The following is an 18,184-nucleotide window of genomic DNA, read 5'->3' as shown; positions in this document are numbered from 1 at the left end:
GCTCAAGTTTCACTGAACGCAAGCGTTGATTTTCATTGCTTGAGGCGGCTTAGCCAAAAGCGGCACACAAACTGCTTATGATCATTAGACTTGGTCATTTGATCTAATCAATTGACCCAATCTGACTGAAGGCGTGGACACTCCCGCCACCCAGGACTCAGAGGCGAGCTGATGAGCATCCAGCCCCATTAACCTATCGCCCGTGTTCATGGGCGCTTTGCCTGGCAATGATGGGACCGGTTGAAGCTCGAGCGCAGATTGTTCAGTAGCTCGGTAGATCACGAAGCAGGAGATGTACATGCAGGCACAAAAACTATCGACAGTAAGCTGCGACACGCCGATCGAGCGGGTGGCGGGGGATGGCGCAATCGTTATTTCCAACTATGTCTCGCGAGAAACGCGGGGGGGCCTCGCTGAAGAGCTTGAGCCCTATTTGAGTGCAACGCTTTGTGGTGTGGATCCTTACTTTGCAGGCACTCAGACTCCACGTGTGGCACGCATTATCTCGCGAAACGAGCCCCGCAAGGGCTGCTTGCCATGCCGTCATTCAGCGCTGCAGGTAAGGGTTTTAAGCCTTTCAAATCGATGATGTCGGAATGCCTCACGGCCTGAAGGGTGATCGGCGTTACGTCGAGGCTTGCGGACTCTGTGCCGAATTTCATCCCAGGGATAACCAGCGACGCCAATCACTTCACACGTTCGCGACCGTTCACTTTCTTGGCGGGGGTTGTCGTGTTCGATGGAGTGTGCGGACACGCTACACAATTGACTGAGTGCAAGTAGGAGTGAAGCAAATGAAAGCTTCGAGTACAGGAGCCTGCAACGGTTCTGAAACGCTGAGATTTCGTAGTCTTGGTGGATGGGTGGAGCGACCAGTCGACCTGCAGCCGGAACTCAACGGCCATGAGCATGCCGATGTGGTTGTGGTCGGAGGGGGTTTTGCTGGTATCTCAACGGCACTTGAGCTGACGGCTCTGGGGGCGAAAGTCATTGTCCTGGAGCAAGAGTTCGCCGGCTTCGGCGCCAGCGGGCGCAATGCGGGCTATCTGCTTGGCAGCATGGGCATCGAATGCGACATGTTCGTCAAGCGCGTCGGCTTGGAGCAGGCCAAAAAATTTGTCAGCTTCTACGACGAGGCTGTCACTTACGTCGAAGCACGCTTGGCTGAGTTGGCTATTGATTGTGATTACACCCCCTCCGGGGTCATCAGGGCTGCTGTCCATGCTAGCCAGGAAAAACGGCTGCGCGCCAATATGGAGCTCGGTCATGAATTAGGCTCTGTAACCCGCTTTGTGGATAGCGCCGAAATGCGGGCGCGAGGAATTCCTGCTGCATTTTTGTTTGGCAGCGAGCAGCGCGGTGGCACCTTGAATCCAGGGAAGTACATCAGTGGCCTACGACGTGCAGCCATCCAGGCAGGCGTAAAACTATACGAACGCACGCCATTGCTTTCTTTCAGTGAAGGACAGGTCATTACCTGCAAGACCGCGCAGGGAAGTGCAACCGCACCGGTGATGGTGCTGGCAACCAATGCCTATACGCCTCAATTGGGTGTGTTGCGTAACAAGGTTGCGCCCATTCGGGTTTCAGCAATAGAAACCCAGCCTCTGTCAAAGGAGCAACTGGCGTCCTTGGGTTGGGAAGGGCGGGAAGGAATCATCACGCCGCACTACACGATGGAAAGCCACCGCCTGACGGCTCACGGCACTATGGTGCTGACGGTCAAAGAGTTGGGCTATGCCTATGGTTCAAAGACGCCCAATGTGCCTGACAACAAGGCCTATGCGGCCCTGGTCCGGGTGCTGCGGGAACGCCATCCCTCCTTATCTGGCCTGGGTATCCAGCATTGTTGGAGCGGTTACGTCAGCGGGGCTTATGACTTTCTACCGGTCATCGGCACTATGGGGGCGAAAAACAATATTTTCTATTCGGCCGGCTGTTCGGGCCACGGTCTTGCCACTCAATCGCTCATGGGCACGCTTTTGGCCAGCCAAATCAACGGTGAAGAGGCTCCTCTGCTGACCAGCCTGCACCACAAAACGCCCTCGATGCTGCCCGAACCATTTCAATGGTGCGCAATAAAATCCGCATTTGCAGCAGCCCGACTGCTGGATTCATGGACAGATAAAAAAGTGCGCAAAGATAACGCCTGGAAGCGATGAGTCCAATAAGAAGGATGTTACTAGTGCGACGCCCTTGCACTCAAGAGCGCAAGGAAACTTCATAGACAAGACATTATTTATAAAGGGGCGCATATCGTGGAGTTCAGAGATTTATTTGCACTGGTTTCATGTGTTGTTCTTGTGCTTTGCGGGCTCTGTTATGGTGTGGCGTTTATCAGGCGAAATAACTATTTGCTTGGGTTGGAGTATTTGATTGTTGGTATTTCAGCTACAAACTTTACAACATTCATAGCTACGGGCTGGCAAGCCAACTACAACGTTGCAATTTTCCTGGATGCTTTTTCAAGAGGGGTCGGGGTTCCTGTTATTGGAACACTCGGGCTGATGGCGGTGACGCATAACTACAAATTATCCCTGTCGAAAGATGTGGTCATATTTGTGGCTGGATTTGCAGCGACCGCTGGCTATTTTCTGTCTGGAAACATGAAGGAGTTGCTCCCTTACTTCTATGTAATCATGTGGTCACTCTACACGTTATACCTATGCTATTTTACTTGGCGTTTAGCACGTGCTGGAGAGTCTTTCCATGCGCTGGCTACGATGCTTGGCGGAGCAGCGGGGCTTGCCGTGGCACTTCGATACGATTTTTTTCCGATTCCAGGCGATGAGACAAAATTGATCTTCATGACATTTGCCTTTCTGACATGGTCATACTCAATTGTGCAGTTGTATTACGCCTATCACGCGTTGAAATACTCGAAAAAGGGGCATTCTTGTTCGCCCCTTGAATGTCGCTGAAATAAGATAAGGGCCAGGATTTATTGTTTAAGCGCTTGCCTACTGTTTCAAACACTATCGTTTTTCTTGATGAGCAATTGACTACTCCATAGCGGGCCACGGCCTGCCTTTTTACCGCCCTCTAGGGCGGTTTTTTTTGAGAGTTTATATTCAGCCCCTACACCCGCGCGAAATTCATTGACAGAAAACTTCAATGTTTTTTGGGTGGCCGCATGTTGTCACGACTTGATCGGTCTGTGCGCTGAGTGGCGGAGAGTTGCGGCATAAAATATTGGTCTTGGCAGGTTTTAGTGCATAGGCCTAACTAGTGCAATGCCTCTGATGCTCCAAGAACAAGCACTTATTGGTAACACCTGTTTCCTTATTTCCCATTATAGGGCAGGGGTGTTGCTCGCCCTATTCTTAGCTAATTCATAACCCTATGTTTTTTATAGATAAATAATTTTTACCAGATTCTGGCCTGTGGTTTGCTTGATGGTCACTCGACATGGTCAATTGATCATGTCATTTGACCATATCTGTGGCAGAGCCCCGCGCTTTCGCAAGGAAGGGGGCCGTCACCGATCAAAGCCCTTTGCTTGAGGATCCTCCAATGAAAGATGTAACTGAACGGCTGGAATGTGAAGTATCCGCCCGCCGTGTGATCAGGCAGTTGCTCGTGTCTATTGCGGCATCGACCGTGATTTTTTCGGTTCAGGCTGCAAGCCTGGAACCTGAAGCGCTGGGTTCGAAACTGACACCTCTGGGAGGGGAGATTGCGGCCAGCACAGACGGGGAGATTCCGGCCTGGACGCCGCCTGGTCAGCAGGGGGCGGGATGGAGTTACGGCCAGGTACGCGGGGAATATTGGAAGTTCAAGGGCGACAAGCCTCTTTACAGTATCGATTCGAACAATGTCGCGCAGTATGCAAGCAAGCTATCGCCAGGACAGCTTGAACTGTTCAAGAAGATCCCTGGCTATCGCATGGATGTCTATCCGACTCGTCGCACCTGTGGTGTTCCAGACTTCGTAGCAGACAATACCAAGCAGAATGTTGGCTTCGCCAAGCTCGATGCTTCTGGTGTCGCCTTGGAAGAAGCCCATGTTCCAGGCATCCCGTTCCCCATACCCAGCACGGGCGCTGAGGTCATGTGGAACATGAAGATGCGCTATCGCGGCGTCGGAGTTGAACTTCCCCGAAGTATTTCCGGTATTTCGCCACGCAAGGGGGGAGAGTGGTTGCGCCAGTCGACGGATACGGCCTTCTTCACACCCTGGGGTAAAAAGGGCAGTGCGCTGTTCTCATCCGTCGGACGCCTGGAAAATGCCACCTATTTCAGTTTCCAGGAGCCGGCAGCGTTAGCCGGGCAGGCCGGCGTGCAGACAGCAGTGGCTGGCGAGCAGGCGACGAGTTTCTATTACTTCCCAGGACAGCGTCGCGTGCGACGCATGCCGTCCTACTCCTATGACGCTCCGCAGATTGGCCTGGACAATCAGTACACCGTCGACGAGGCAAACGTCTTCTTCGGGGCCATGGACCGCTTCGACTGGAAACTGGTTGGCAAGCAGGAATTGCTGGTGCCTTACAACGTCTTTGGCGCCTACAACACTTCCGCCAAAGCAGAGGAATTTGCGGGCAACGACTCGCTGGCGCCGCAGGCGCGTCGCTATGAGCTGCATCGCGTTTGGGTGGTGGAGGCCAATGTGCGCCAAGGCATGCGCCATCAGGCGCCCAAGCGCCTTTTCTATATCGACGAGGATAGCTGGAACGCTTTGGTGGCCGTTGACTTTGACAAGCAAGGGCATATCTGGAAGGTGCGTGAAGGACTCTCGATTCCTGTCTATGAGACGGGCGCTTGCGACGTGGAAGCCCAGGTTCAGTACAACCTTGCCGACAGCCGTTATCTCTTCGACATGACCACGATCGGGGCGGGCAAGAACGATATTCGCTGGATCACCGAAGACAATGGCAACCCCCGCCTGAAGCGTGACTTCTTCACCTCCGACAACCTGCGAGCCATCAGCGAACGCTAAAAGAACGACGTCAGATCGAGAGCCCACATGAAAAAAATAATTACCAAAGCGTCAGGCCTTGTCATCGCGTGCGCAACCCCACTGGCAATGGGATTCACTTTTGAAAACGACACTCTTCATGGTTCCTTCGACTCCACGATCACCGCTGGCATGGGCGTGCGTACGGAGTCGCGCAGCTGCAGCCTGATCAACCAAGGCGCCAGCGGACACAACGCGCCATCGGGCTGCTTGGCGCAGAGCTCGGGCGTGGCCGATCAGGGCGATTTGAACTACGACCGTGGCGACCTGTTTACCAACTACCTCAAGGGGACGCATGAGCTGTTGTTGAAGATGCCCGAAGACGTAACCTTCATGGCGCGCGGCAGTTGGATCCGGGATTTTGCCGCAACCGATACCACCGGTACCCGTTCATTCAACACCCCTGAGGGCGTCGGTAGCGACGGCCTTAGCGACGCTGCACGTGACGACCTCAAATTCAAGGCCCGATTGCTTGATCTATGGGTGAGCAAAGGCTTCGACGTGGGAGACCAGCGCGTCCGGGCTCGCTTGGGCAATCAAGTGATCAACTGGGGGGAAAGCCTTTTCGTGGCGGGAGGCATCAACAACACCAATGCCTACGACTATCAAGCCTTGGCGCGTCCCGGTGTCCAGCTCAAAGAGGCCGTGCTGCCGGCGCCAATGCTCAGTGTCGCCTCGGGCCTGGGCCATGGTCTGAATATCGAGGCTTACTATCAGTTCGGTTGGAACAAGAGTGAGTTACCACCGGTGGGCAGCTACTGGTCTATGAACAGTGCCCTGGGCAAGGGTATGGGGGTCTACGGTTTCTCCGACAAGAACGCCCGCGATAGTGGCCAATGGGGTCTTTCGTTGCGTTGGCAGCCGGAGGACAGTGACGTCAACTACGGACTGTACGTGATGCGTTATCACGACAAGACACCTTCCTTGAGCGTGGCACTCCTCGACCCGAATACCTTCGCAGCGTCACCGACCTGGAGGTACCAGGAAGACCGGATGCTGTATGGCATCAGCGCCAACATGCCGATCGGCGACTGGGCTGTCGGAACGGAGCTGTCGTACCGCCCCAAAGACTCCGTGCCGCTCAATCCTGTCCTCGACCTGTGCCAGAACAACGGTGGCAAATGCTGGAAGGACGAAAAAAAATTCCAATGGCATCTGACAGGTCTGTACAGCTTCACGCCGTCCAATTCACCGGAACTGCTTGAGTTCGCCGGCGCCAGCACCGGCACCTTGTTGACCGAGTTGGTGGTGATCAAATATCCGGGGCTGCACGACAAGGTGAACGGCGAGCCGATCGCCGCGGGCCTGAATACCTGGCAACTGGACCCGGCGACACCGCCAAAGGCCCATGGCGACAAGACCTCGTCAGGCATCAACATGGACCTGAGCCTGACCTATGACGGCACGTTGCTCCCGGGCTGGCAGGTCACCCCAGGGATCTTCTACTCGCGGTCGCTGGGAGGGCGCACACCGAATCTCACCGCCACCTTCACGCAAGACGCCAGCAGCATGAACCTTTACCTGAACTTCGTGCGCAATCCGGCCAGTTGGCAGATTTCCCTCAATTACGCGAAGTTCATGGGCGGCGAGACACCCTACGATCAGCTGTACCGTGACCGAGATTATGTCGGCCTTGCCATCTCCCGTACCTTGTGAGGCCTGCCGTGAACGGTTCCGTAAAACTACCTGAAGTACGAACGCGCGGCATGCTGTCATGTGTCGAAGGCATCTTGTTCGGACACCGCCGGCTAGTGCTGGCGGGTCTGGCCGTTTTCACCTTGGTCATGGCGTGGTTCGCCCTGCAACTGCGCATGGATGCCGGCTTCGAAAAGCAATTGCCGATAGGTCACGAGTACATCAAGACATTCGAGGCGTACCGCAATGATCTGCTGGGAGCCAATCGGCTGACTATCGTGGTCAGGGCCCGCAAGGGTGATATCTGGAGCGCTCCGGGGCTCAAGCGGCTTTATGACGTAACCCAGGCGGTGACTTTTCTCCCCGGTGTGTCTCGCAGCAGTGTGCGTTCGCTGTGGACGCCCAATGCCTTCGTCAACGAAATTACCGAGGAGGGCTTCCGGGCGGATCCATTGGTACCGGGAACGGTTACACCCGAGCACCTGGACGATGACATCATTGCAAGGATCGCCAGTTCCAGTGCTCAAGGTGGCTTTATCGGCACCCTGGTTTCTCGCGACCAAACGGGCGCGATGATCACCGCGGAGCTCAATGAGTTCGACGCCGGCGGCGCGCACCTAGATTATGTTGCCTTTAACCATGTCCTGGAGAAAGAGATCCGTCAGCAGTTCGAGGATGGTGATTTCGAAATCCAGATCATTGGCTTCGCCAAGCAGATCGGCGACATCGCCGACGGCGCATCGGCGGTGCTGGAGTTCTGCCTGTTGGCTCTCTTGCTGACGGCAGGGGCGGTCTATTGGTACTGTCACTCGCTGCGTTTTACAGCGCTTGCGCTGGTCTGTTCGCTGGCTTCGCTGGTGTGGCAATTCGGCAGCCTGCGCCTGCTGGGCTACGGCCTGGATCCGCTCGCTGTTCTGGTGCCTTTCCTGGTGTTCGCCATCGGCGTTTCCCACGGAGTGCAGCAAATCAACTTCATCGTTCGTGAAATTGCGCTCGGCAAGAGTGCCGAAGAGGCGGCGCGCTCTAGTTTTACCGGCTTGCTGATTCCCGGCACCCTGGCACTGGTCACGGCGCTGGTGTCCTTTGTGACCCTGCTCCTGATCCCCATTCCCATGGTGCGAGAACTGGCCATCACGGCATCGCTCGGCGTGGCTTTCAAAATCATCACCAATCTACTGATGTTGCCTTTGGTCGCGTCTGCGCTGCGGGTCGACGACAAATATGCCAGCGCGCAGGAGATCTCCCGGCAGCGCCGGACCCGCTGGCTGCGCGGTCTGAGTCGGCTCGCCGAGTGGCGCAATGCACAGTGGGTACTGGGGATTGCTTTGAGCGTTTTCCTGGTGGCGATGTGGCAAAGCCATGACCGGGTCGTGGGCACACTGCAGGCCGGTGCGCCAGAGTTGCGCGAAGACTCGCGCTTCAATCGTGATGCCGTCTCCATTGCCAGTAACTACGACATCGGCCTGGACTGGCTCAGCGTGGTATTCGAAGCCAATCGAGACTCCTCCAGCGAAGCAAGCCAGGTTAGCTGCGAGGATGTCGCCCTGGGCCAATACCAGGATCGTTTCGTCTGGGCCATGCAGGGGGTGCCCGGGGTACTGTCGGTCGCTTCCTTTTCCTCCTACATGCGCCAGTACAACGAGGGGTACAACGAAGGTAATCCGAAGATGGACGCGGTTCCCATTGACCCGGTGAACTACGCTGCGCTGGCCACCGAAGTTGCGCGGACGCCCGGACTCATGCGTTCAGACTGCAGCATGTCAGCGGTTCACTTGTATCTGGCAGATCACAAGGCCAGCACGATCAACCGGGTGGTGGACGCTGCCAAGGCGTTCAGAAGCGCGTTTCCGATGCACGGCGTGGTGATTCGCCTCGCTTCAGGCAACGCTGGGGTCCTGGCCGCCATCAACGAAGAGGTGGAGAAAAGCGAAACCCCCATGCTGCTGTATGTCTACGCCGCCATCGCCTTGCTGGTGTTCGTTGTCTATCGCGACTGGCGAGCGGTATTGGTGTGCTGCCTACCCCTGACCCTCGGCACCTTCATCGGTTACTGGTTCATGAAGGAGTTGCAGATCGGCCTGACCATCGCCACCTTGCCGGTGATGGTGCTTGCAGTGGGGATCGGCGTCGATTATGCCTTCTACATCTACAACCGCCTGCAACTTCACCAAGTCAATGGCCAGCCCATCACCAAGGCAGTCGAGCACGCACTGCTAGAAGTGGGCATTGCGACCATCTTTACCGCGATAACCCTGGCCATCGGTGTCGCCACCTGGGCATTTTCCGAGCTCAAGTTTCAGGCCGACATGGGCAAGCTGCTCGCCTTCATGTTCATCGTCAATATGGTGATGGCCATGACCGTGTTGCCGGCCTTTGCGGTCTGGCTGGAGCGGGTATTTCCCCGTAGGCGCCCCGCGCGCATGATCGGCGCGCTGGTGCACTGAGGAGAGAATCATGCGTCATGACTGTTTATTTATCGGTTTTTTGCTCGCCACCGCTCTGCTGCCTGTTTCGCTGCAAGCTTCGCCGCTAGAAGCCGTGCCGGCGGTCCAGTCAAGCATCGCCACGCAGGCGACCATGCTCGATGCCGTATGGGCTGGAGAGCGGGTGGTTGCCGTCGGCGACCACGGCATCGTGCTGTTGTCCGACGACCAAGGTAAAAATTTCCGCCAGGCAGGCTCGGTACCGGTGTCCACGCCGCTCACGGGCGTGTCTTTCGTTGACTCCAAGCGCGGCTGGGCCGTGGGTCATTGGGGGGCTATTCTGGTCACGGCGGACGGCGGTGAGTCCTGGAACATCCAGCGCCTGTCCAGTGAAGAAGATCGGCCTCTGTTCGCCGTGCATTTCTTCAATGCGCAGCAGGGTGTCGCCGTGGGGCTCTGGGCCCAGGTGCTGATGACCGAGGATGGCGGACTGACCTGGAGGGACCAGCCTCTACAGGCGCCGCCGGGATCGAAAAAAGCCGACCTGAACTTGCTGGGGCTGTTTGCCGATCGCCAGGGCAGGCTCTATGCCTCCGGCGAACAGGGAAAGGTCCTGCGCTCCGACGATCACGGAAAAAGCTGGAAATACTTGAGTACCGGCTACGAGGGGACGCTTTGGTGCGGAGCGGTACTTGCCGATGGAAGCCTGCTATTAGGTGGTCAGCGCGGGACGCTATTGCAGGGTTCTGCAGAGGGCCGGGATTTCCACAGAGTGCCAACGCAAAGCAAAGGCTCGGTCACTTCGGTGGCGGTGTCTGGCTCTAACGTACTGGTGGGCGGGCTGGATGGGTTGATACTAACGAGTCGCGATGGGGGACGCAGTTTCAAAGAAAGTCAGTCAACTGAAGGGGGCTCGTTGACCGCAGTGCTGCTCAGCCCTGAGGGTTCGCCTGTACTGTTTTCGCGACGTGGAGTTGTGGCCGAACACAAATAGTGGATTGCCCCCGCCCATGGAGGCCGGACGTCGCACATCGCCGTCCGGCCTTGTTCATTTTCCGTACTTTGTCAGCGCAGCTTCATTGCAGGTTGCTCGCGGGCAAGGAAGTAGATACTGAATTGTTTAGCCGGCGACTGGGCTACATTTGTAGCAATACCCCGGCTGAAAGAGATTCGTCGATTAGTTGAAGGCAGCGCTCCCTGCGCTGGATGTGTAGATTATGTGTTTTTGGGGGCTATTAATTGTGAGGTATCTTGAATGCAACCCTTAACTCCTGCAGAAGAGCGTCGATTTGCATTCGAGGCACGTCGCTTGACAATAGAAACGCTTGTGAAGATTTATCTTGAGCAAGTTTCGGTTTCAAGAGGGTTGGTTACAGTCTACCTACGCTTGATGTTTACATTGTCACTTGGTGCTTTGGCGGGGGTAGTAACCCTATACGGTGCCATACTCCGTTTTAGTGTTGCCGCCAGTCTTGACATGATCTCTATTGCAGAGGCTATAACCGCCGTCATGGCACTTGGCGCACTTGTCACGTCCGCTTTACTCTCGGCTCGAGCGCTGCAGCAAAGTGCTTTTGACGTAGCACCGTTCCTGCATGATCCTTTCCCGAATGCCAGTTCCGTCATTGACTCTATCTTTCAATCAAAAGAACTCGACGAGCAGCAAATAGTCGATCGGTTGTATTTTGCCATCGGCAAAATTGTCGAGCATCAACCTGTGCTTAGAGTCAGTACACGACTGACAACCGTTCTGCTGATTTTGGGTTTACTGCTGACTGGGGTGTCATTTTTGATATGACGCGCTGGGTTCAATGACTTTTATGCAACGAAGATAACGGTTAGGGCCAGGGGAGGGCAGCGCCTCGTGCCAAGCGTCCATGCACGGATAGCCGTGCCATAAGGGCACGGCGCATCCAAGAGCGTCTTAATAGCTGTCCACCAGCAGCTGCACGGCTTGGCAGGCGGTATCGGTCTCGCTCTCCAAGCGCTCGAGATCACCATGGGTAGACCAGGCAAGCAGCAAGCCGTCGAAGAGATTGATGAGCAAGCGACTGACGGTGATTAACGCGGTCTGATCCAGCGCCTCGCCGGTAATCTTTCTGATGGCCTGTTGGGCCGCTTCAATGGAAACGGCATAAATCTTAGTCGCCATTTCCGGGTTGTTGCGCAGGTTCCAGAAGAAGAGTTCGAACTGTGTGGTAGCCCGGTCGGGGTGCAAAGTGAACCACTTGACCAGCTGCCGCAGCATTTCCCCAATCGATTCTGCTGTAGTCGCGCCTGTCGGAGCGTACTGCAGTGATTGCTGTGGCATGTTGATCAAGGACTCGTAGACGGCACTGAACAACTCGTCCTTGGTGTGGAAAACATAATGCAGTGAGGCCAGCGGAGAATCCGCCGCCGCCGCGATACGTCGTGTTGTGGCGTCGGCTATGCCGTACTCGGCGATCACCTTGATGGTGGCTTCAATAAAATCTTGCCTGCGCTCTTCCGCGCCTATCCGAGCCATTGAGCGTTCTCCCTTTTTTGGTGTTGCCGCCAACCTTTGATCCAGCGTTGACGGTGACGAATCCTATCGCAAGGTCATTCCCCAATCCATGAGGTGAGTCGATGCCATCCCTTTCTTGAGGGGATGGCTTCGTCAGTGAGCGCCAGCTGGTATAGAGGATTTGACGGGTTCTAACGGTGGTATTGGAGCGACACAAAAAAACATAGTCATACGACTTGATCAAGTGATCACGTTCGGTAATTATAAAGTGCTCGCGCTGATAGTGGAGGCAAGAGGCGTTGCAGTCATCAGGCAACGGGTGGGGTGAGTCAGGTTGACCGGCTCACTGAATAGAACAATGACAGAACCAGACAGGTAGAAAGCAGATGGATGCACTAAAACTCTCGACGGTCAGCAGTGATGCATCGGTCGAACAGGTGGTGGAGATCATCCTGCGTGACGGCGGGGTCATCATTTCCGATTTTGTCTCGTCCGTAACGCTGAAGTCCCTCACCGAAGAGCTGGACGCCTACTTAGAGGCCACCCCTTGCGGAATGGATCCCTATTTCGCAGGTGCGCAAACCCGACGTGTCGGCCGTATCATCGGGCGAAGCGACACGGCGGTGGATGTGGCGCTGAGCCCACTTTTCATCGGGGCGGCGAAGAAGATCCTGCAGACACCTACCCATGTCTGGGTGGGTAGCGACCGCATCGAGATCGAGCCTGGCATCCAGCTCAGCATTACCCAAGCCATCCAGATTGGACCAGGCCAAGGCCTGCAGCCCCTGCACCGTGATGACGCCACTTCGCTATGGAGGCATCCCCAGTACGGACGTGAAGCCCGCCTGCAACTCATGCTGGCGATCTCGGATTTCACCGAAGAGAACGGGGCGACACGCGTCATTCCCGGCAGTCATAAATGGGACGACGAGCGGATGCCAACCCAGGAGGAGACCATTGCCGCTGAAATGAAGGCAGGCTCCGCGCTGCTATGGATGGGGTCGGTCTATCACGGTGGTGGCGCCAATACCTCTTCTACTCCTCGTACCGGCCTGACAATGGCCTACGACCTGGCCTGCCTGCGCCTCGAAGAGAATCACTTCCTTTCCCTGCCCGTTGAACGTGTTCGCCAGCTTCCCGCAGAAATGCAACGCCTGCTGGGCTGGAGTGTCAGCTCCACGCTGCTGGGCTGGGTGGAAATCGATGGCCAGATGCGAGACCCGCACGAACTATTGGGCATGCCTGCGTTCACCGAGCCGGGAAAAGGGTTCTGACAATCCTGGACCGCCATATTCTGCAAGGCATGTGGATGAATGCCTTGCGAAAGGCAATTGCCGATCATTTGCATGCCTTGATCTGAAGTTACCGCGTGTCGGGCCGAAGGCCTGCTTCTTTACCGCCTCTCGGGGCGGTTTTTTTAGTTTTCCCTTTACCCTTCACCACGGTACAAACTGCGCAACTTCCCCTGATATCTCTGAGTGATTTGCACTTTTTATGACCAGTACGCCGCCCCATTGGCCACGTCCCTCCGAAGCCGTTCGCGAGCTCATGCGCAAAGGCGCCGAGCTCGCGCAGACGTTGCCACCGGAGTGGATTGAGCGTCTGAACCAGTCGCTTTTCTCTTCACCAGAAGATGCAAAACTACTGGAGGACCCGGTCATCCTCGCGGCGTGTCGGCGCGCCAATAGAGCAGAGTTACTGCACTGGGCGAGCGCCAATCTGCAGCGCCCTGGAGAGCCGGTTGAGCCCTACGTATCTGCCGATATGGTGGACACGGCCAAGGAGCTGGCCCGCAGGGGGCTGTCTGAACTATTGATAAATGTCGCGAGGTCGACCCAGAACGCCGCTTGGGAACTGTGGATGAAAATGGCATTCAGCCTGACGCAGGATCCGGTGGTGCTCAAGGAGTTCCTAGAGGTCTCGTCGCGTTCTATCTCGGAATTCATCGACAACAACATGCGTGTCGTGACCCAGATAATCCTGGAAGAAAAGAGCGCCCTGACCCCTGAGGATCATATCGACAAACGTTCTCTGGTCAGTCGTTTGCTCGATGGCAGAGATGTGGACACCGAACAGTTGGGGCGGCGACTGGGTTACAGCCTTTTCCAGAAGCACCACGCCTGTCTCGTCTGGAGTGAAAGCCCGGATGTAGAAATCCAATCCCTGGAGGATATGGCACGCACTCTAGCGCACCTTACTGGCACGGTAGCGCCACTGATCGTGTTCGCAGCCTCTGCAACTCTATGGCTCTGGATGAGTGCGGCAAAGCCGTTGGACCTGAACGCGCTGCAGGGCGTCGCTCATCAGTTTCCAAAAAATCGTGCAGCAATCGGCTCCCCGGGAATGGGAGTCAATGGTTTCCGTCGCTCACACCTTGAGGCCTTGAGCACCCAACGAGTGTTGGGGCGCCTGGCTGGTGCTCCCGCCGTCGCCACGATTGATCAAGTCAGAATGGTTTCACTTATGACTCAGGACCTGCGCGCCGCCAGACAATTTGTCTTGAGCATGCTGGGGCGGCTGGCCACGGAGCCCATGGTTTTTCAGCATTCGTTGCACGCCTTCCTGGCCAATGGCTGCAACGTCACCCAGACCGCTGAAGAGCTTGGCATGCATCGCAACACATTGCTGCGTCGGCTGGAGCGAGCTCAGGACCTGTTACCCGTGCCGCTTGCCGACCATCGCATTCAAATCGCAGCGGCTCTTGAGTTGGTGATTTGGAGCACACCGCTGAACGGCGATGAAAGGTGAGTCCAGCGAACCGGGCACTCTGATGCCTTGCGCACCTGTATTGCTCTCGCGGTGGAAGGTGAGAGGCGGAATCGGGCCGTAGCGCTGTACAGATGTCTGAGAAGCTGGCGAGGCAGTCTCCGGGGCTGAACTGTCTCGCGCCACGGCGTCAACTTTGAACATTTCGTAACGAGCGTTTCGTAAGTTCACAGAGTGATGTTGCCTACCGACACACTCTGGTGCACTGCCTGGCCGGAGTATATCGGCAGGTAATTTGCGACCTACGTAATCATTTGAAAAATAATGAAATTATTTTTTGCCCCGTTTAGGCACAGTGCTTGCTTAATCCGTATTGGATCAATTGACCCAGTCGAATGATCAAAAAAGGCATCATGACCGATGGGAGGAAGAGCCTCCAGAGGCAGTCGATTGAATTCTCAGGAGGTGAGGCTCTGTCACAAGCAATGTATTAGAACTCAACCCTGTATTGACCAATTACCGACTGCCGATTCAGCGGCAAGGCATACCAAGTGCTGAATACGCTGAGTTCTATTTTCAGAACTTGGGAAAACTTCTGCGTTTTAAATTTCTGCCTTATAGGGCGCAACCAAGGAAATAATACATGCCGTACTCAATTGAAACGAAAGTTGGCGAATTGCTGGATAACAGCAAAACAAATCAAATTATTGAAAAGCACATACCTGGGCTCAATAAGCATCCGCAAATCGCCATGGCCCGTGGTTTTGCCTTGGTGACGGCGGCAAAATACTCTGGCGGGTTAATTTCCAAAAAGGCACTAGAGGACATTGATAGCGAGCTTAGAGCGCTTGTCGACTAGTTGCAGGCGCTGTTCTGACTTACTCGTATATGTCAGTTACCTGGTTCAGCCCGAATATCCAGATGGGTGCCTCTCAGGTGATAGCGGGTGGGCAGCAGTTACCACCGTGGTAAAAATTACTAAATGACCCAATGCAGATACTGTGGACGACCGTTTTCGTCTAGAAGCGGTCTTTCCAGCCGGGTGATAGCAGGGTTACACCACTTTTAGGCTGACGTCTGCTTGATGGCGTGAAACAGATTTACTTCTGTAGGGCCTTCGTCAGCGTCAGCCTTAATTCTTTTGGGGTGAGACTTTGATTGCCCTGTGCTCAAGAGGAGATAGTTGAAGAATGTATAGCTAAGAAAGACAAAAAACAATTAATGCGGGTATACCCAAGGAGGGTTGTATGGACGGCGAAAGGGAATTTGCTAGGTACAACGATCAGGACATGAATGCTTGTCGGAATGAGCTGTCGGTCAAGAGGAAATCGCCATGCAGAACGCAACGGCCAGCTGGACCGCGATCTACACCTCCATCGCTCGGGCCGCCCATCAAGTACTGGACCAGCCTCCCAAGGTGATCGAAGACCCGGTAGTGGTCGGTCTGGTCGAGGGCTCCAGTGCGACGCAGATCCAGGCCCGGGCCGAGGAATTCCAAGGGCCGATCCAGTGTCTGGCCCGGGCCATGTTCGTCATGCGCAATCGCTTGGCTGAAGATGAACTGCGTCGAGCAGTGGCAGCTGGAGCGGAGCAGTACCTGATGCTCGGAGCGGGGCTGGACACCTTCGCTTATCGCCAGCCCGACTGGGCCCAAGGCATACGCCTGATCGAGGTCGACCATCCAGACTCCCAGGCATGCAAGCGCGATTATTTGCACGCGGCGCGCATCGGAATTCCGCACAACCTCAGTTTCTGTGCTATGGATTTCGAGCGCATGTCCCTGCGCAAGGGCCTGGCAGCCGTCGGTTTCGATCCCCAAGTACCGACCTTCCTGTCCTGGCTCGGCGTCACCCAGTACCTGGAGCGCGCGGCGATCCAGCGCACTCTGGAAGACGTGCTGTCGCTCCCGGCTGGTAGTGGCCTGGTGATGAGTTTCATCATTTCGAATCCTGGGCTCGATGGCCTCGACCAGGAGGCGATGCAGGTCTTTTCCAGCCTGGTAGCCGCACGCGGCGAACCCTGGATCAGCTGTTTCGAACCCGGGCAACTGCAGCAGTGGTTGCTGGAGCTGGGATTTGCCGAAGCATTGCTGGTCGCTCCGGCCGAGTTGGAGCAGCGCTACTTGGCCGGGCGCACGGACGGCCTTCGGGCACCGCTCTTCGAACAACTGATGATCGCACGGGTATAGGTGCCGGCGAGGTCACCCGGATCTCTGGGCCTTGAGAAAGAGAGAGAACAACTCCTGTGGCGATTTGACGTCTAGTTTGGCGTAAATGTGCCGGCGGTGGACTTTCACCGTTTCCGCTGAGATGTTCAGTTTTCCCGCCACCTCCTTGTTGGAGCAGCCACTGAGGATCAGTCGGATGACGTCCAGCTCGCGGGCAGTCAAGGGTGTGCCGAGGCGCTCCATGGCCTGCTCCAAATCATCCTGCCAGCGCGGTGTCTCGCGTGACATGTTATCAGCCGGCAGCATGCCTTCGAAGAACATGCGCTGACGCATCAGCCCGCTTACCCAGGGGCGGATCATCTCCAACAGGGAAATCTGTGAAGGGCTGAAACACTGTCGGCTGCCCAGCGAAAGACACAGACTGCGCGACTCGTCCAATTGCACGTTGTACTGCACTTCGTCCTGCTCCACATAGCGAGTGAAGTACCGCTCGTAATACTCCGTCTCCTTGAAGCGCTCCGGTGCCACCTCGGCCAGCCGCACCAAGCCGCTGCTGCGATATTCACGATCAGCGATGAAAAAGGGGTCCAGAAGGTAAAGACCCTGGATGTAATCATTGAAGAGCGGGTCCGGCCCTTCCCCTTGATAGGGGCTTTCGGCGAAGGCGAACGGACGTCCATCGCTGAACAGTAACACGGCCCACGTGTCGAGTTGTACATAGTCGCCGATCAGCCGTGCCAAACCCCGCCAAAAGCTCGGCTTATCCAGCTGTTCGATCAACTGGCCGGCGCTACGGTGCCAGGCCATGTCCTGGAGCGTTGGTGTCATGCAAGTACTCCCTGGGGGTAATCACTCGGTGGGATAGGAACTTCACCGTGGAAGTAGATACTTGCATCGATCTTTGGCGAAAGCCAACTGATCCAGTCCAACACTCAGCTCGACAACAAGGTCTGATCATGCAACTTGAACTTCTTCAACTAGCAGGGCGCGACGGCGACACCACATACAACCTCAGGCGCATCCTGGACGCCATTACCCAGTGCGCGCTTGGCACCGACATACTGGTTTTCCCTGAGGCATATCTAACCGGCTTCTTGGGGCCGGAGAACATTGACAAGTTTGCCGAATCGCTGGATGGCGCCAGCGTGCGTGCCATCCAGCAAGCCGTACGGGACCGTGATGTAGCGGTGGTTGTAGGCTTGATAGAGGAAGAGGGCGGTTGTTTCTACAACACCACGGTGTTCGTTGCGCCCGAAGGCATCTTGTTCAAATACCGCAAGACGCACTTATGGGTGTCCGAACCCGGGTTGGTCCTGCCGGGGGATCGTTACACTACTCTTCGATGGCGCGGCATATGTATCGGCCTGCTGATTTGCTATGACACAGAGTTCCCGGAAACTGCGCGTGCTTTGGCGGCGCTGGGGGCCGAACTCGTTTTGGTCACCGACGGCAATATGGAACCCTACGGCTATGTCCACCGGACCAGCATTACTGCCAGGGCTCAGGAGAACCAGGCATTTTTCGCCGTCGTAAACCGAGTGGGGGAGGCGGCTGATGGCACCGTTTTCGCTGGCGGTAGCGCTGTGGTAGCGCCCTCTGGGCACATGCTTCTTGAAGCCGGTCGCCACGAGTGTCGCCATGTGATCGACCTGGACATGGCCCAACTTTCGGAAGCTCGCACCATTTACGACTACAGCAAAGACCAGCGCTTCCAATTGCCGGGCCAGCGTATCGAACACCCGGATGGGCGTCGGGAACTGCTGATCCCCTGATAGCAGCCCGCAAATTCATAACAAAAAAACACGACGACTGCGT

At 56.0% G+C, this 18,184-nt stretch carries 14 protein-coding genes; 12 read left to right on the top strand and 2 right to left on the bottom strand.

Annotation, left to right across the window (positions count from 1 at the left end; all coding sequences use genetic code 11):
• Nucleotides 1-794 precede the first annotated feature (794 nt).
• From ACUXVH_RS10435 to ACUXVH_RS10405, 7 genes are all read left to right on the top strand, one after another.
• Nucleotides 795-2,162 carry an NAD(P)/FAD-dependent oxidoreductase gene (locus tag ACUXVH_RS10435; RefSeq protein WP_047286503.1) on the top strand — a complete coding sequence of 456 codons (1,368 nt, stop codon included), beginning with the start codon at nucleotides 795-797 and terminating at the stop codon, nucleotides 2,160-2,162.
• A 96-nt stretch (nucleotides 2,163-2,258) separates the two neighbouring features.
• Complete coding sequence (locus tag ACUXVH_RS10430) at nucleotides 2,259-2,921, top strand: hypothetical protein (RefSeq protein ID WP_445494741.1); 663 nt, start codon at nucleotides 2,259-2,261, stop codon at nucleotides 2,919-2,921.
• Nucleotides 2,922-3,513: 592 nt separating this feature from the next.
• Nucleotides 3,514-4,935, top strand: a complete 1,422-nt coding sequence (locus ACUXVH_RS10425; RefSeq protein ID WP_445494739.1) for a DUF1329 domain-containing protein — start codon at nucleotides 3,514-3,516, stop codon at nucleotides 4,933-4,935.
• A gap of 27 nt (nucleotides 4,936-4,962) precedes the next feature.
• Complete coding sequence (locus tag ACUXVH_RS10420; protein WP_445494737.1) at nucleotides 4,963-6,609, top strand: DUF1302 domain-containing protein; 1,647 nt, start codon at nucleotides 4,963-4,965, stop codon at nucleotides 6,607-6,609.
• Nucleotides 6,610-6,659: 50 nt separating this feature from the next.
• Nucleotides 6,660-9,032 carry an efflux RND transporter permease subunit gene (locus tag ACUXVH_RS10415; protein ID WP_445494874.1) on the top strand — a complete coding sequence of 791 codons (2,373 nt, stop codon included), beginning with the start codon at nucleotides 6,660-6,662 and terminating at the stop codon, nucleotides 9,030-9,032.
• Between the two features lie 10 nt (nucleotides 9,033-9,042).
• Complete coding sequence (locus ACUXVH_RS10410; RefSeq protein WP_445494735.1) at nucleotides 9,043-10,005, top strand: WD40/YVTN/BNR-like repeat-containing protein; 963 nt, start codon at nucleotides 9,043-9,045, stop codon at nucleotides 10,003-10,005.
• A 261-nt stretch (nucleotides 10,006-10,266) separates the two neighbouring features.
• Nucleotides 10,267-10,809 carry a hypothetical protein gene (locus tag ACUXVH_RS10405; protein WP_445494733.1) on the top strand — a complete coding sequence of 181 codons (543 nt, stop codon included), beginning with the start codon at nucleotides 10,267-10,269 and terminating at the stop codon, nucleotides 10,807-10,809.
• 126 nt (nucleotides 10,810-10,935) lie between these two features.
• On the opposite strand, the gene ACUXVH_RS10400 is transcribed toward ACUXVH_RS10405, so the two are convergent.
• Nucleotides 10,936-11,517, bottom strand: coding sequence for a TetR/AcrR family transcriptional regulator (locus ACUXVH_RS10400; RefSeq protein WP_445494731.1), 582 nt, complete (start codon nucleotides 11,515-11,517; stop codon nucleotides 10,936-10,938).
• Between the two features lie 365 nt (nucleotides 11,518-11,882).
• Here ACUXVH_RS10400 and ACUXVH_RS10395 point away from each other — a divergent pair, with 365 nt between their 5' ends.
• The 4 genes from ACUXVH_RS10395 (at nucleotide 11,883) to ACUXVH_RS10380 (ending at nucleotide 16,390) form a co-directional block, all read left to right on the top strand.
• Nucleotides 11,883-12,770 carry a phytanoyl-CoA dioxygenase family protein gene (locus ACUXVH_RS10395; RefSeq protein WP_445494729.1) on the top strand — a complete coding sequence of 296 codons (888 nt, stop codon included), beginning with the start codon at nucleotides 11,883-11,885 and terminating at the stop codon, nucleotides 12,768-12,770.
• Between the two features lie 274 nt (nucleotides 12,771-13,044).
• Nucleotides 13,045-14,244 carry a PucR family transcriptional regulator gene (locus ACUXVH_RS10390; protein ID WP_445494727.1) on the top strand — a complete coding sequence of 400 codons (1,200 nt, stop codon included), beginning with the start codon at nucleotides 13,045-13,047 and terminating at the stop codon, nucleotides 14,242-14,244.
• 601 nt (nucleotides 14,245-14,845) lie between these two features.
• The gene (locus ACUXVH_RS10385) at nucleotides 14,846-15,061 is read left to right on the top strand and encodes a hypothetical protein (protein WP_445494725.1); all 216 of its coding nucleotides are present in this window, start codon (nucleotides 14,846-14,848) and stop codon (nucleotides 15,059-15,061) included.
• A gap of 474 nt (nucleotides 15,062-15,535) precedes the next feature.
• A complete protein-coding gene (locus tag ACUXVH_RS10380; protein ID WP_445494723.1) occupies nucleotides 15,536-16,390 on the top strand; it encodes a class I SAM-dependent methyltransferase in 855 nt (284 codons plus the stop codon).
• 12 nt (nucleotides 16,391-16,402) lie between these two features.
• Here ACUXVH_RS10380 and ACUXVH_RS10375 read toward each other — a convergent pair whose 3' ends face one another.
• Nucleotides 16,403-17,197: a response regulator transcription factor gene (locus tag ACUXVH_RS10375; RefSeq protein WP_445494721.1), complete on the bottom strand. Its 795-nt coding sequence runs from the start codon at nucleotides 17,195-17,197 to the stop codon at nucleotides 16,403-16,405.
• Between the two features lie 128 nt (nucleotides 17,198-17,325).
• On the opposite strand from ACUXVH_RS10375, the gene ACUXVH_RS10370 reads away from it, so the two are divergent.
• Nucleotides 17,326-18,141 carry a carbon-nitrogen hydrolase family protein gene (locus ACUXVH_RS10370; RefSeq protein WP_445494720.1) on the top strand — a complete coding sequence of 272 codons (816 nt, stop codon included), beginning with the start codon at nucleotides 17,326-17,328 and terminating at the stop codon, nucleotides 18,139-18,141.
• The last annotated feature ends 43 nt before the right edge of the window (nucleotides 18,142-18,184 follow it).

The sequence above is a fragment of the Pseudomonas sp. 8(2025) genome (assembly GCF_052665325.1).
This window is presented reverse-complemented; position numbering and strand designations above follow the sequence as displayed.

What these genes read in the sequence shown, in the direction of transcription:
- ACUXVH_RS10385 (WP_445494725.1), top strand. Translation starts at nt 14,846, where the DNA reads ATGCCGTACTCAATTGAAACGAAAGTTGGCGAATTGCTGGATAACAGC.
- ACUXVH_RS10375 (WP_445494721.1), bottom strand. Translation starts at nt 17,197, where the DNA reads ATGACACCAACGCTCCAGGACATGGCCTGGCACCGTAGCGCCGGCCAG.
- ACUXVH_RS10390 (WP_445494727.1), top strand. Translation starts at nt 13,045, where the DNA reads ATGCGCAAAGGCGCCGAGCTCGCGCAGACGTTGCCACCGGAGTGGATT.
- ACUXVH_RS10415 (WP_445494874.1), top strand. Translation starts at nt 6,660, where the DNA reads ATGCTGTCATGTGTCGAAGGCATCTTGTTCGGACACCGCCGGCTAGTG.
- ACUXVH_RS10435 (WP_047286503.1), top strand. Translation starts at nt 795, where the DNA reads ATGAAAGCTTCGAGTACAGGAGCCTGCAACGGTTCTGAAACGCTGAGA.
- ACUXVH_RS10370 (WP_445494720.1), top strand. Translation starts at nt 17,326, where the DNA reads ATGCAACTTGAACTTCTTCAACTAGCAGGGCGCGACGGCGACACCACA.
- ACUXVH_RS10380 (WP_445494723.1), top strand. Translation starts at nt 15,536, where the DNA reads ATGCAGAACGCAACGGCCAGCTGGACCGCGATCTACACCTCCATCGCT.
- ACUXVH_RS10420 (WP_445494737.1), top strand. Translation starts at nt 4,963, where the DNA reads ATGAAAAAAATAATTACCAAAGCGTCAGGCCTTGTCATCGCGTGCGCA.
- ACUXVH_RS10395 (WP_445494729.1), top strand. Translation starts at nt 11,883, where the DNA reads ATGGATGCACTAAAACTCTCGACGGTCAGCAGTGATGCATCGGTCGAA.
- ACUXVH_RS10410 (WP_445494735.1), top strand. Translation starts at nt 9,043, where the DNA reads ATGCGTCATGACTGTTTATTTATCGGTTTTTTGCTCGCCACCGCTCTG.
- ACUXVH_RS10425 (WP_445494739.1), top strand. Translation starts at nt 3,514, where the DNA reads ATGAAAGATGTAACTGAACGGCTGGAATGTGAAGTATCCGCCCGCCGT.
- ACUXVH_RS10400 (WP_445494731.1), bottom strand. Translation starts at nt 11,517, where the DNA reads ATGGCTCGGATAGGCGCGGAAGAGCGCAGGCAAGATTTTATTGAAGCC.
- ACUXVH_RS10405 (WP_445494733.1), top strand. Translation starts at nt 10,267, where the DNA reads ATGCAACCCTTAACTCCTGCAGAAGAGCGTCGATTTGCATTCGAGGCA.